This is a genomic window from Chitinophaga pinensis (genome assembly GCF_007896845.1).
Taxonomy (GTDB): Bacteria; Bacteroidota; Bacteroidia; order Chitinophagales; family Chitinophagaceae; genus Chitinophaga; species Chitinophaga pinensis_C.
This window is the reverse complement of the sequence record NZ_VOHS01000078.1, coordinates 1-13,323: the sequence shown is the minus strand read 5'-3', so window position 1 is coordinate 13,323 and position 13,323 is coordinate 1. Positions and strand designations below refer to the sequence as shown.

Sequence of the window (13,323 nt, the reverse complement as noted above, 5' to 3'; positions counted from 1 at the left end):
AACTGACGAGGGTAGACTTGCCTACGCCGAATGCGGTGCCGAGGTATAGCATAGTCAGGGTAATAAAGATGTAAAAGGCGATCTGTCCAACAATACGATTATTGAGAAAATGGACCTGCGCCTTTTTACTCTGATCTGCCACACCATCTAAGCCTGATGAACATGGATATCTGCGATATCTCTTCCTTTTGCAGGTTCCAATACAATTTCCCGGAAACCATTCAGTACTTCATTAAGGTGATGTACGAACTGTCGTTATGTTTCATGGCAGCACGGAACAGTTGATTACCTTATTGACACTCAACAGGTAAAGTGTAACAGTAAATACCAGCAATAAGCTCATAGATACCAGTAACTTCCACGACAACATTCCCATGTACACAAAGCAGATAACGATCAGCGCCGCATTGGTTCGCATATCACAATATTAATTGACGCCACTACTATATTTTCCACGTCTTTCGTCAGGCCCACATAGATGCGGTTCTTCCGCTTTGCCAGCTGGCTGTAGGAAGAGCGCAATACCTACCTAGTACATCTCTGCGGGTTTTGTATAACATATCCTGTGTGAAATTGATGACGCCTCTGGCGACGATCCACCTGCAACTGATCAACAGTATCATGGATGCGACAAAGTAGTGAAGTATAGTTTCGTTGTCAATGGGTGATCAGCGAAAAGGTCTTGTACAATCCTGTTAATCATATACACTACACCTGTATTGCCAAGTGCAGCCAGGATACTCAAGGGCACAAAAAGGCCATAAGCATGCAAATATGCTCTGTTAAGTTTCATCCGTAAAAAGTTAGAAATAGAGGTTGTAGTTCGCTAAAGGGAGACTGCTTGAAGGGACAGGTCAACTAAAATTTCTGTTCAGCAGTTGTACGCGGACGAGCGCCTTTTGCGCTCCTTTGAAATCGATCAGCTCACAGTCAAATCCGGAGAGTGGACCTTCTGTGATGACCAGGTGTTGTCCGGGCTGAAAGGTGGTATCAGTTACTTCCATAGGAAGTGCGGTATTCATGGCCAGTCTGATATTATCAATGACTGTGTTTTCAACAGTGGCAATGCGGCTTCCGAATCTGACATACTTCACAACACCATCCAGTCCGAGCCCTTTATTCAGCTCGGCAACGTTGTGCAGATTAACAAAAACATAGGAGGGGAATAAAGGTGTTTCTATCACTTTTACCCTGTCATGCCATTGATGTCTGGCTTTGGTTAATGGAAGGAATGCATCGACATTCAAGTCATGAAGTCGGGCCGAAACACGTTTCTCCTGATTGGGCCTGGTGTAAATTACACGCCATCCCGGCACGAAGTTACTCATAGGTCTAAATAGATGTGGTTGTGTAAGATTAGCTGGTTAACTATACTGAAAAAGACAGAGCTGTCGCTACAACAAGTAACATCTACTTATCTTTTCAAATATTACATCGAATAAAACCTGTGTATTGATTCTGCATTCAGATAAGTGTGGTCGCTTATCCGCCGGCAATGTTACCGATATAGCCTTAATAAATCTCTAACGTCGGGTTCCGTGGGTTAAAGTAGGGCCTGTACATTTTTTTCCTACGGTCACAATGATACAATTAATTTTTCTGTCAAGCAAAAATCTATCTGCGGATCATCTTCGTTTCATAATGAAAAAACGCCGCATTATTATTTCTATTGTGTAAAGCAAAGCAGTGTATGTACTTCTTTTTTGTGAGAAGAATCTTTAGCCATTTAAAATCTTGTACTTATAATTTGTGCATTGTGTTACACATACACTAAAAACCATGGCAGACACAACGGACAACGCCTGATTCATAAAAATTGTTAACGTTCTTTTCATCTTATAACAAAGAAAACGCCCCGCAGCATGTATGCACTACGGGGCGTATAATAATATTATGATGGCGTTAATTCACGATCAGTTTCTGTGTTGCATTTACTGTGGAATTCGAAATCTTCACCAGATAGATACCCGGATGTAATGATTTACCTTCCACTGTTAATTGCTCAGCAGTGGAGATTCGCTGCAATACGACCTTACCTGATAGCGTATACACCGTAACTAAACTTTTCTCTCCTTTCGGATTTTTAAAGCGCACCTGCACCCCCTCACCTGTAGTCACAGGATTAGGAAACAACTGGAAGGATGGCTGCGTCGTGATCACTTTGTACTCCTCATGTCGTGGCTGTCCGGTAAATGGCTGACTGCAATAGGTTGACCAGTCAATACCTGTTTGTACAGCCGCAGTATTGGTTACTTCGCTTGTTCTGGCTGATGATAGCAATGCAGCGCTATACCATTTGGTATTTACGCTGGCAGCACCGGAAATACCAGCTACCAGCTGTAGTCTGTAGTCATATTTTGTCTTTCTTGTCGTTTCACCCTGATAGAGGTAATTGGTATTGGTAATAACTGCAATCACTACGTTGTTGGCTGCCGGAGCAGTCAGATTCAGTGTGACGTTCCCTGAGGAAACATATTGGCTATATACCGGCTGACCGGTGGTCGTCCAATATACCAGCTGGCAGGTCATATTTGCTCCGATGGGCTGGAAATTCACCGTTACTGTACTTCCATTTACTGTCAGCGGAATCTGGTTCGCACCCGACCATCCCGGTAAGGTGGTTGTATCAGGCGTCAGTACGCCATTGTTGTTGGTGGTCTTCGCGTAAGGTGTTGCGATCCATGGCGCAGGATTCAACCACGAAGGCTGCCATTCGGCTCCGATGGAGTTACCGAATACATTATTGAGCAATGCCACGCAGGCGCTCTTCCATTTACCAAAATCTACCAGTGCCTGTTTTGACCTGTATTCTGTAATCAGCCGACGCGTTTGTGCTTCACCTATACCACCGGCGATGCCTTCCAATACGCGGGACGAAGCATATCTCCATATCCATGGAACTGCATTATCGCCCAATGTATTGCCCAGAAAGGTCGGGAATGAAGAACTGTACTGGTGACCACCCAGATATGTTTTCCACGTACATATCTGCTGACCGCCATTGAACATGTTCACCCTTCTGCTGCCGGACCACCAAAACTGCCATCCTGCAACCAACCGGAATAACATTCTATCGGCATAAATGGCGCGATGAAATCAGTACCGTTCAGGAAGCCCAGCGAACTAAAGTTTCCGGAGCGTTTCGCATCGGCTGTCTGCTGGAACCAGACATTACCTCCCTCATGGAACCAGGCAGCATTTTTCACACCCGGCAGATCGGCCAACATAGCATGGATACCTTCGTGCGTCATGGCACTCTGCTGATAAGCAGCATCGCTGCCGGTATAAGCAGGGTCAAACGCATAAACAGGATAGTAGGAAGCGAGAATGATAGGCCAGTTCTGACCATTGTAATAAACAGCACTCTGCCAGCCACCCAGTGCAGTACTGTCAGCATTGTCGGTACAGAGACCAGAACCATAGAGATATACCGCACTCTTATAGCCATTCCTTGCTCTTATATCTGCAGGCCATCCCATTGTATCACGGAAATACCGGAAATCTTTATTAAGACGGGCCAGCATCGGTGTAATGGCAGCAGCTGTAACAACAGATTTTTTCTTTGGGCCCCAACGGAATGTCCACCAATCGGAGGACTGTGTACCCACTACCTGCGGACAATCATTCAATATCTGTGATGGTGTAGGCAGATTGGGGTACTCGCTCCTGAAATCATAGCTGATGGTCGGAGAATAAACCGTCCATGTATATGCATAGCCATTTCCACCGGTGGAAACGGGAATTCCTGTCACCCGCCATTCCAGCAGACCGGTAGATTGTGAGGTATTACGCATGGATACGCGTAATCTTGACGTGGAAGTAGCAGTAAAATTCAGCGTATTGAACGCATCCTTCTGCAATGGTATGTTACCGAGGTTCACCCAGGCAGTACCATTCCATGATTCAAGATAGGCAGTGGTAGGAGTAAGTACACCTCCGGCATCGTCAAACCAGTAGATCTGGACGGACGTCACAGAAAATGCCTGTGACCAGTCATACTGTACCCATTGAATGGAATTGGGATTATTCCAGTTACCATACGCCCCATGACTCTTGTCATTAGAGTTGGCCGGCGTATAGTTGTCATTAAGGGCTGTAATCGTTTCCCATGAGGAAACATAAGAAGTACTTGCTGTCGCCTGTGGCGCTATGTTCGTTTGTGCGAAAGCAGTAAACGCAGCGAACAAGGACAGGACGGATGTCCATGTAAATTTGAGCATACGGTTATGGGTTTGATTATTTGAGAGAATAAGAAAAAAGATTAAGGGGTGGAATCAATTCAGTTCTCACATAATGATATAGGATATTAAATGTATTTATAGTGTCAGATTAACACACAAAACTTTCGCTACAATTGTAAATGTAGGATGTCCCCTCTGAAAGCACTGTCAGGATTTTAACCGTTTCGGATAGCATTTTATCTTAAACGTACTTTTGAAAAGCAGAGCGATATAATATTTTATTGTATGTTTTCGGAATCTTCTGCTGTTTATATATTTTAGCAGCAGAAAGTGGGAAACTTTGAGAGGTAACAGCAATAATACTTATAGTGACCTGGAGCTGATAACGATGCTCAAGAGAGGTGATATGGATGCTTTTGACATACTATATACCCGACACTGGTCAGCTATGTATCAGGCAGCTTATTATCTTTTACGCGATCAAAGTGCATGTATGGACATAGTACAGGACATTTTTGCCTGGCTATGGGAGAAGCGTGATCAACTGGATATACAGACGGTCCCTTCCTATCTGCGCACGGCAGTGAGGTTTAAAGTGGCCAATTATATTAAATCCGGGAACATCAGGGAAGATTTTTATCAGGAATTATCCAAACTCACAATAGTCACGCCTTCTGGTCCTCAGGAGTTGCTGGAACTGACTGATCTCAAGACCATCATCCAGCATGCGGTAAACGGTTTACCTGACAAATGCAGGGAAATATTCCTGCTCAGCCGCGACGGTCAGTTAAGTAACCAGCAGATAGCCGAACTGCTCAATATTTCCGTTAAAACGGTCGAAGCACAGAAAACCATCGCGTTAAAGCGTATCCGCGCAGCAGTAGAGCCACATTTGCTGGCCCTCCTGATCATCCCCTTTGTAACCTGTTATCATTAAGGGACAGCTTTAAAAAAATATTTCCCCTGCTTTAGGGGTAAGGGCATTTTCAATTGCCTAGTTATGTGAATGCATTTGTCATGACCAAAGAGGAACTCTTATTGCTGACGGAAAAAATCGTATCAGGTACCGCTACGGACGAGGAACTGATACAATATAACCGTCTGTTTAACGCCTTCCGGGCACCAACGGAATGGGATGAGACCGTACTTGGTAATCGTCAGATGCTTGGTGATACGATCCGCGAAAGGATACAGGCTGTTATAGACAGGCCGGCAGCCCGTGTTGTACCGTTCAGATGGCGAAGATGGGCGATTGCCGCCAGCATGGCCATATTATTGAGCGGGGGGTATTATTATTACCGTACGCTACAGCATCCTGTACTGGCCCCTCAGGCCGAAAGGTTTAAAAATGATGTAGCGGCCCCTGCGGGCAATCATGCTGTATTAACGCTGAGCAATGGCACTAAAATACTACTGGACAGTACCGGTAATGGCCCCCTTGCCATGCAGGGCAATGTCAATATCAGTATGAACGCCAACGGACAGGTTGTATATAATGGTGCCGACAATACAAGCACCACCAATACCATAGAAGTGCCACCCGGCAGTCAGCCAGTGGCCATCGTATTGGCAGATGATACTAAAGTATGGATAGATGCAGCGTCAGCCCTGACCTATCCCACCGCATTCAGTGGCAATGAGCGGACAGTTACTATTACCGGTCAGGCATATTTTGAAGTAGCAGCCAATAGCAGGAAACCCTTCAAAGTAAAGAATGGCATAGATCAATCGACTATAGAGGTACTTGGTACCAGTTTTAACGTAAAAGCCTTCGGGCCAGATAAGAAAACAGCAACAACCCTGTTCAGCGGAGCTATTGCCATCTCCACCACCAATGCAAGGCAATTGCTCCATCCGGGTGAACAGGCAGTCGTGAACAATGAGCGTACTATACAAATTACGACTGGAGCAGACATAAGAGAAGTACTGGCATGGAAGGAAGGCCTTTTCTATTTCAATGGGAAAGATATTCCGACTATCATGACTGAACTGCAACGCTATTATAACATAGAAGTTGAGTATCAGACAAACGTAAACGATGAATTCATTGCCAGAATTCCCAGAGATGTCCCGGTGTCTCAACTACTGAATCTGCTGGAGATGACAAATCTCGTGCACTTCAGAATCGAAGGCCGAAAGGTTATCGTGATCAGGTAGGATCATGCACCACTGCGATATTTATCCTTATAAAATCTATGAGATTTTATGAGCAGGGAAAGATTTGTCTATTATCAACCACCCGGACGGTGGCTTTATTCATCAACAATCAACCAGAGTCTATGCCTGAAAAGAAGTCATGGAAACAGCTTTGTCTGCGCTCGTCAGACGTCAGACATGTTCGTAAAAAATGTTTACACCTTTGCATCCTGTTGGGATGCCTGTTACTCGTGGGACAATCCTATGCACAGAAAGTCAGTATGACTATTAAATCCGGTACACTGGAACAAACTTTCCGGCAGATCGAAAAACAGACCGGACAGAGTTTTATCTACACGAAGAGTCAGCTGAAACAAGCGGCGCCCGTGAATATCAGTACCCAGAACCAGGATCTCGATCAGGTTTTAAAACAATTATTCAATAACCAACCATTCACTTATTCCCGCTCCGGCAATTTTATTGCCGTGCGGGCCAAAGAAAAACAGACGGAAGCCAATGCAGCTCCTGTCGATGACATTACCGTCAGCGGTGTTGTAAGAGATGTGTCCGGCCGGCCGCTTCCGTCTGTTTCCGTAGTCGTACCGGGAACTCCTTTTGGTGCTATGACCAATGAAAAAGGAGAATATTCCATTCCCCGTGTGCCGGCGAATGCTTATCTCGTATTTTCTTATTTATCCTATCAGCCACAACAGGTTGCTGTGAAAGGCAGAACCACGATCGACGCTGTGCTGCTTGAACAGGTGAGAGCATTGGATGAAGCGGTCATTATTGGTTACGGTACAACTACCAAAAGAATGAATACCGGTGCAGTGAGCAGTATCACTGCCAAAGAAATAGGTATACAGCCGGTAGCAAATCCACTGGCGGCACTGCCGGGCCGTATTCCCGGTGTGCAGATCACACAACAGAACGGTTTACCGGGTAGCGCAGCGGTCGTACAGATCCGCGGTCAGGGCTCCCTCAGCTATGGTAACCTACCTCTCTATGTCATAGACGGTGTACCATTCACCAATTTCAGCGGCGCACAACCCGTTAATGATAACCTGAATGCCTGGGGCACCAGCGGTGCTAACGGAGGTATTAGTCCGTTCAGTATGATCAATCCGGACGACATCGAACGTATGGACATCCTGAAAGATGCCGATGCTACAGCTATTTATGGTGCACGTGGTGCGAATGGCGTCATCCTGATCACTACTAAAAAAGGGAAAGCAGGTAAAACAAGATTCAATGCCAATGTTTATACAGGTACGGGAAAGGTCGGCCGCTTCATTCCGATGATGAATACGCAGGAATATCTCGATCTGCGTAAAGAAGCATTCAAAAATGATGGCCTTACGCCTAATACGGCCAATGCGCCGGAACTGACTGTATGGGATCAGAATGCTTATACCGACTGGCAGAAATTCCTGTTGGGTGGTACGGCACGTAGTACCAATGCAGAAGCTTCCGTTTCCGGTGGAGATGCAAAAACACATTTTCTGTTTAGTGGCGGTTATCACAAAGAAACTACTGTCTACGACGGAGATTTTAATAACACCCGTATGACCGGCAGACTTTCTGCTGACCACACCTCTGCGGATAATAAATTCTATGCAGCGATTACGGGTAACTACTCTTATGATAAGACCTTCTTACCCGGTACAGACCTGACCTCCCTGTATAATCTGCCACCTAATATGCCGTTGTATGACAATCAGGGCAAACTGGCATGGTCACAGGGCTTTAACAATCCACTGGCATTACTCAAAAGAGAATACAATGGCAATACGACCAATTTCATTGCCAATGCCAATCTGCGCTATACTGTCATCAAAGACCTGAACGTGAAAGTGAACCTCGGTTACACGACCACACAACTTGAGCAGAATACTACGTTGCCTGCATCCAGTCAGAATCCGGCGAACAACCCAACCAGTTCGGCCAACTTTACGACCAATAAAACGCAGAACTATATCGTAGAACCCACTATAGACTATACCCGCGATCTGGCGCAGGGCAAGCTGAATGTCATGGTAGGCGGAACAATACAGAGAAGCCTGTCCAACGGCAACTACATAGCCGGCACCAACTACAGCAGTGAAGCACTGCTCCACACACTTATCGGCGCCGGTCTTACAACTGTCAGCTATAACAACTACTTCGATTATAAATACGCCTCTCTCTTCGGCCGTATTAATTACGACTATCAGAAGAAGTACCTGCTCAATGTCACCTTCCGTCGCGATGCCTCTTCCAGATTCGGTCCGGATAATGCAATCGCCAATTTCGGCGCTATCGGTGCAGGGTGGTTGTTTACACAGGAAAACTTTGTTGCTGACAATATCGGCTGGCTGAGTTATGGTAAACTGAGAGCCAGCTATGGCACAACCGGTAACGACCAGATCGTCAACTATATCTATCTGCCTCTCCTGTCTTCTGCAGGGACTTATCAGGGGCAGACAGCTCTGGCGCGTGCTACCTTGCCGAATCCGGGTGTGAAATGGGAGACCAACCGCAAGCTGGATCTGGCATTAGAATTAGGCTTCCTGAAAGACAGGATTATGCTGGTTGCTGATTATTATCGTAACCGTTCCAGCGATCAACTGTTATCAGCCGCGTTGCCAACACAGGCAGGTTATAACAGCTATACCGTAAACCTACCGGCGGTAGTACAGAACAGCGGTCTTGAACTGGAGCTGAACACGACTAATTTCAAACGTAACCATTTCAGCTGGACGACCTCTTTCAATGTGACTTTCCCAAAGAATAAGCTGATCTCATTCCCGGGTATTGAAAAGTCATTCTATGCGACCAGTTATCTTATAGGCGAACCGATTGATCTGATCAGAAGGTATGTGTATACGGGTTATGATCCGGCAACGGGTACACCGCAGTATGCGGACCTGAACAAGGACGGCGCGGTCGACTTTAATAACGACCGACAAATCATCCATCCGGGTACACCGTTCTTTGGAGGATTGAACAACACCTTTACGATCCACCAGTTTGATTTCTCTTTCTTCTTCCAGTTCAATCACAGAAACGGATCTACCAACAGTTTCAGTACGCCGGTTGGCAGCAGCAGAAGTAATCAGAATACATCCCTGCTGGACAGATGGAGAAACCCCGGAGATGCAGCGACCTACCCTGCCGCTACCTCTACATCCGGCACACCTGTTTATCTGGCGTATACGCAATACAGCAGCTCTACAGCAATGTGGGGGGACGCCAGTTACCTGAAACTGCGTTCTGCCAGTCTGGCCTACAATCTGCCATCTGCATGGCTGAGAAAGATAAAAGCCAGCAATTTCAAGGTGTATGCAGAAGCACAGAACCTGTTCACCTGGTCGAAGAACAAGTACATTTTCGATCCTGAAACGAGCGTATCCGGCGGTGCACCCGGACTCGGAACCGGCGCTATTGCGTTGCCTCCGCTGAGAACGATCGTACTGGGTGTTAACTGTTCATTTTAAACTGAATTTTCATGTTAAATCTTTCTATACATAAGAAAATCATTGCCGGTTTGTTATTAACCGGCTGCACATTCACGGGTTGCCGTAAACTGGTGGAGATTGGTCCGCCGGTGAATCAGGTAGGTCTTGATCAAAGCTTTGAATCGGATGCTACTGCCAGCAGTGCAGTGCTGGGATCTACAATGCAAGCAATACGCGTTCCTTCATTTTTCCGGCGACAGTATTGCCCGGACTCTCTGCCAACGAGATCCAGAATAACGTGTCTTCTCCCAACTATGACGAGTTCAGGCAGAATGCTATTACCATCACCAACAGCAATATCGCGAATCTACTTTGGTACTATCCTTACTATACCCTCTCGCAGATCAATGCAATGATGGCAGGTATAGAAAGGAGCGGTTCCCTCTCCCGGCTGTAAAAAACCAGCTATTGGGAGAAACCAAAACCTGGAGAGCCTTTGTCCTGTTTCACCTTGTGAACTATTACGGAGCAGTCCCGCTGCCACTGACAGATGATCCTATCGGTAACGCTACTCTCGCCAGAACGCCTGCTACACAGGTATGGCAACGTATCATCACAGACCTGAAGGACGCTGTTGCGCTTTGAGCGATACTTATCCGAGTATACTGAGGGCCCGTGTAAACCGCCAGACAGCCAATGCCCTACTCGCCAGAGCTTACCTGTATACGAAAGACTGGCAGAATGCCGAAGCGACCGCCAGTGCAGTGATCGGTTCGGGTATTTATAGCCTGAGCCCTGATGTGAACACGGCATTTGTCAATACAAGTAATGAGATCATCTGGCAGATGGCCACCCTGACGGGCCTCTCTATTTATACGAGCAATACAGATGCCGCCGGGGGAAGTTTTGCCGCTGCCAGTGGTACCGTGCCATCCTTTAGCGTGACAGATACTCTGTACAACAGTCTGGAGGAAGGCGATCTGCGTAAAACCAACTGGATAGCACCGACCGTGATCGGAGGTACTAACTATAAAGTGATGACCAAATATAAGCTGCGTGTATTGCCATCCGGCACAACCACCGGCAATGAGTTTAACGTCGTGCTCCGTCTTGCTGAGCAATACCTGATCAGATCAGAAGCACGTGCACAACTCAGCAACCTTAGCGGAGCCATTGCAGATGCAGACACCATCCGTAGAAGGGCTGGGCTGCCGATGCTGGACAATAACCTTACCCAACGACAGGTGCTGCTGGCTATCGAACAGGAAAGAAAAGCAGAACTCTTCGGAGAATGGGGACACAGGTGGTTTGACCTCAAACGTACACCGAGTATTGTCAGTCCGGCGGATAAAACCCGTGCAGACGATATAATCGGTGGTATGCGGCCAGCTACCTGGAATGTGACAGACATTCTGTACCCGATTCCGGATGCACAACGCACTGCAAACCCGGCTCTGACACAAAACTCAGGATACTAAACCTAAACCCGACCCTTAAAAACAGATGTATATGAGAAAAACAATTCCCGTATTACTCAGTGCTGTACTGGCCACAGGCATCCAAACCGCCCATGCCCAGAAAAAACCCGCAGCAGACACACTGACAAAACATTATCAGACATTGCTGAAGGTAGTGATACTGACCGCTCCAGACTGGAGCAGGAAATGTACGCCCTCCTGAAACAAAAAAAGAAGAAAACTGGATTACAGCCTCAAATTTCATCTATCAGCTGAAAAAGGCAAATGTATCAGACTCTATCCGTAAAGCGGCTGAAAAACGCTTCCCAGGGGGTATTATTGAGCGTAATAATGCAGTGCAGACCATTTATGATGAAAAAGACCCTGTGAAAAAAGAACAGCTCTTATTCGCATGGCTCAAAAAATACCCGCCAAAGAAGTTCGGTCCGGACAGGATCGTTTATGACTACGCCCGCAATGCGGTGGGTATGGCTTACACGGAAGCGGGCAATGTTCCAAAGGCACTGGAATATGCTAACAGCATCGAATCCCCATTCTGGAAGGGACAGGGATGGGCAGGCACCGCCGAAAGACTGATCAAACAGGGTCATTATGCGGAAGCTAAACCACTGCTGAAAAAAGCGGTGGATGACGCCTGGGAGTTCAAAACCACCCGTAAAGACGAAAATGGCGCCAGATTTGCCGCCACGGGCTATGCTGGTTATCTCAGCTCCTATGTTGCCTGTCTGTATGAAGAAAAACAATATGACTCGCTCTGATCTACATCCGTCGTGCTGAAACAGCAGAAGATCCGGTGAGACCTTCAGTGACAGAAATGTACGCGAAGATCCTGCTAAGCAAAGGCGATTATGACACCGCTTATGCAAAACTGAGCAAACTGGCGGGGCGTGGTCTCCTGAACCCAACTACCAGAAAACAACTGGAAGAGGCCTATACCAAAGTAAGAGGCGGCAGTGGCTTCCAGACATATCTGGATTCCCTGAAAGGGCATCTGGACAGTAATGTGGAAGAAGAAATGGCGAACAGATCATTAAACAGCCAGCACCCAACTTCACGTTGAAAGATGTGGATGGTAATACCGTTTCTCTGGCCGACCTAAAAGGTAAAACCGTTGTGCTGGATTTCTGGGCTACGTGGTGCGGTCCTTGTAAAGCCTCCTTCCCTTCCATGAAAAAAGCCATGGAGAAATACAAGGATGATCCGAATGTAAAATTCCTCTTTGTGCATACCTGGGAGAAGGAAGAGAATGCGGCTGCCAGCGCGAAGAAATTTATTACCAGAATAATTATCCATTCGAGGTACTCATGGACCTGAAAGATCCCAATACGGTGAAAATAAGGTGGTGAGCAGTTACGAGGTAAAGGGATCCCCACCAAGTTTGTGATTGATAAAAACGGGAATATCCGTTTCCGCTTTACGGTTTTACGGCCGGAGAAGATGCGGCAGTAAGTGAAGTGTCTGCGATGATTTCACTGGCGAATAAGCAATAATCAAAGTTGATTTAAATACAAAAGGCGTCCGCTGGTAGCGAGACGCCTTTTGTATTTAAATATGCAGTTCTTATTTCAAATTTCTCTTTTCTATCTCTGCTATAGTTTCGTAAATCTCCGCGAGAAGATGGACATCGTTAAGCTCTTCAATAAGATATCTTCATATAAATAGACTGAAAAATGTATGTTCTGCCCGCGTATTCTCAAATGAGGCGTCCATGTTATACCATCGTGATCGCTTAATTCCATAAACCACTCCGCGGCATGTGTTTGTATACAGCCTCTCCGACAATCGCCAGCACCGAAATAAAATGTTCCTTTCTGAAAGAGCGGCTATCCGCTAACGAATATATCTTCTTATCAAATTCACGCAGCAAAAGCAGATAGTTACCGAATAGCTAACACCTAAGATGGAGGCCAGTTGTTCAATCAGAGATTTGTTGCAGCAGGAAACTTTTCGCCATACGGATTCTTATTAAGCATTATTTCAAAGCTATTGCTGCCTGACGTTGATTCCGCCAGTACCATATTCAGATCTCCTAAAGAAAAGTAAAGTGTATAATAGTCATCTTCACGAACAACGATCTGATTATTCGCTAAC

Annotated in this window: 14 protein-coding genes; 10 read left to right on the top strand and 4 right to left on the bottom strand. The window is 46.2% G+C overall.

Annotation, left to right across the window (positions count from 1 at the left end; translation table 11 throughout):
• Nucleotides 1-262 precede the first annotated feature (262 nt).
• From FEF09_RS31200 to FEF09_RS29125, 4 genes are all read right to left on the bottom strand, one after another.
• Complete coding sequence (locus FEF09_RS31200) at nucleotides 263-418, bottom strand: hypothetical protein (RefSeq protein ID WP_186774613.1); 156 nt, start codon at nucleotides 416-418, stop codon at nucleotides 263-265.
• 436 nt (nucleotides 419-854) lie between these two features.
• A complete protein-coding gene (locus tag FEF09_RS29135) occupies nucleotides 855-1,328 on the bottom strand; it encodes a UpxY family transcription antiterminator (RefSeq protein WP_146308338.1) in 474 nt (157 codons plus the stop codon).
• Between the two features lie 574 nt (nucleotides 1,329-1,902).
• The gene (locus FEF09_RS29130) at nucleotides 1,903-3,009 is read right to left on the bottom strand and encodes a T9SS type A sorting domain-containing protein (RefSeq protein ID WP_186774612.1); all 1,107 of its coding nucleotides are present in this window, start codon (nucleotides 3,007-3,009) and stop codon (nucleotides 1,903-1,905) included.
• A gap of 2 nt (nucleotides 3,010-3,011) precedes the next feature.
• Nucleotides 3,012-4,220, bottom strand: a complete 1,209-nt coding sequence (locus tag FEF09_RS29125; RefSeq protein WP_146308336.1) for a hypothetical protein — start codon at nucleotides 4,218-4,220, stop codon at nucleotides 3,012-3,014.
• 349 nt (nucleotides 4,221-4,569) lie between these two features.
• On the opposite strand from FEF09_RS29125, the gene FEF09_RS29120 reads away from it, so the two are divergent.
• The 10 genes from FEF09_RS29120 (at nucleotide 4,570) to FEF09_RS29085 (ending at nucleotide 12,546) form a co-directional block, all read left to right on the top strand.
• Complete coding sequence (locus FEF09_RS29120; protein ID WP_315898200.1) at nucleotides 4,570-5,118, top strand: RNA polymerase sigma-70 factor; 549 nt, start codon at nucleotides 4,570-4,572, stop codon at nucleotides 5,116-5,118.
• Nucleotides 5,119-5,183: 65 nt separating this feature from the next.
• On the top strand, nucleotides 5,184-6,338 hold the full coding sequence (locus FEF09_RS29115) for a FecR family protein (protein WP_186774611.1): 1,155 nt from the start codon (nucleotides 5,184-5,186) through the stop codon (nucleotides 6,336-6,338).
• A 38-nt stretch (nucleotides 6,339-6,376) separates the two neighbouring features.
• Nucleotides 6,377-9,793, top strand: a complete 3,417-nt coding sequence (locus FEF09_RS29110) for a TonB-dependent receptor (protein WP_261387889.1) — start codon at nucleotides 6,377-6,379, stop codon at nucleotides 9,791-9,793.
• A 223-nt stretch (nucleotides 9,794-10,016) separates the two neighbouring features.
• The gene (locus tag FEF09_RS31195) at nucleotides 10,017-10,211 is read left to right on the top strand and encodes a hypothetical protein (protein ID WP_186774610.1); all 195 of its coding nucleotides are present in this window, start codon (nucleotides 10,017-10,019) and stop codon (nucleotides 10,209-10,211) included.
• Nucleotides 10,212-10,222: 11 nt separating this feature from the next.
• Entirely contained in the window at nucleotides 10,223-10,399 is a 177-nt protein-coding gene (locus FEF09_RS31190) for a RagB/SusD family nutrient uptake outer membrane protein (RefSeq protein ID WP_186774609.1), read from the top strand.
• Nucleotides 10,354-11,232: a RagB/SusD family nutrient uptake outer membrane protein gene (locus FEF09_RS29100; protein ID WP_146308332.1), complete on the top strand. Its 879-nt coding sequence runs from the start codon at nucleotides 10,354-10,356 to the stop codon at nucleotides 11,230-11,232. The genes FEF09_RS31190 and FEF09_RS29100 overlap by 46 nt, the downstream gene beginning before the upstream one ends.
• A 31-nt stretch (nucleotides 11,233-11,263) precedes the next feature.
• Nucleotides 11,264-11,434 carry a hypothetical protein gene (locus tag FEF09_RS31185; RefSeq protein ID WP_186774608.1) on the top strand — a complete coding sequence of 57 codons (171 nt, stop codon included), beginning with the start codon at nucleotides 11,264-11,266 and terminating at the stop codon, nucleotides 11,432-11,434.
• A 133-nt stretch (nucleotides 11,435-11,567) separates the two neighbouring features.
• Nucleotides 11,568-11,990, top strand: coding sequence for a hypothetical protein (locus tag FEF09_RS29095; protein WP_222597254.1), 423 nt, complete (start codon nucleotides 11,568-11,570; stop codon nucleotides 11,988-11,990).
• 35 nt (nucleotides 11,991-12,025) lie between these two features.
• Complete coding sequence (locus FEF09_RS29090; protein ID WP_146308330.1) at nucleotides 12,026-12,292, top strand: hypothetical protein; 267 nt, start codon at nucleotides 12,026-12,028, stop codon at nucleotides 12,290-12,292.
• Nucleotides 12,293-12,297: 5 nt separating this feature from the next.
• Entirely contained in the window at nucleotides 12,298-12,546 is a 249-nt protein-coding gene (locus FEF09_RS29085) for a TlpA family protein disulfide reductase (protein WP_261387890.1), read from the top strand.
• Nucleotides 12,547-13,323: the final 777 nt, after the last annotated feature.

Excerpts from the sequence above, each read along its gene's own strand:
- FEF09_RS29110 (WP_261387889.1), top strand. The coding sequence starts at position 6,377 with ATGAGATTTTATGAGCAGGGAAAGATTTGTCTATTATCAACCACCCGG.
- FEF09_RS31185 (WP_186774608.1), top strand. The coding sequence starts at position 11,264 with ATGAGAAAAACAATTCCCGTATTACTCAGTGCTGTACTGGCCACAGGC.
- FEF09_RS29120 (WP_315898200.1), top strand. The coding sequence starts at position 4,570 with ATGCTCAAGAGAGGTGATATGGATGCTTTTGACATACTATATACCCGA.
- FEF09_RS29135 (WP_146308338.1), bottom strand. The coding sequence starts at position 1,328 with ATGAGTAACTTCGTGCCGGGATGGCGTGTAATTTACACCAGGCCCAAT.
- FEF09_RS31200 (WP_186774613.1), bottom strand. The coding sequence starts at position 418 with ATGCGAACCAATGCGGCGCTGATCGTTATCTGCTTTGTGTACATGGGA.
- FEF09_RS29125 (WP_146308336.1), bottom strand. The coding sequence starts at position 4,220 with ATGCTCAAATTTACATGGACATCCGTCCTGTCCTTGTTCGCTGCGTTT.
- FEF09_RS29100 (WP_146308332.1), top strand. The coding sequence starts at position 10,354 with ATGGCAACGTATCATCACAGACCTGAAGGACGCTGTTGCGCTTTGAGC.
- FEF09_RS29130 (WP_186774612.1), bottom strand. The coding sequence starts at position 3,009 with ATGTTCAATGGCGGTCAGCAGATATGTACGTGGAAAACATATCTGGGT.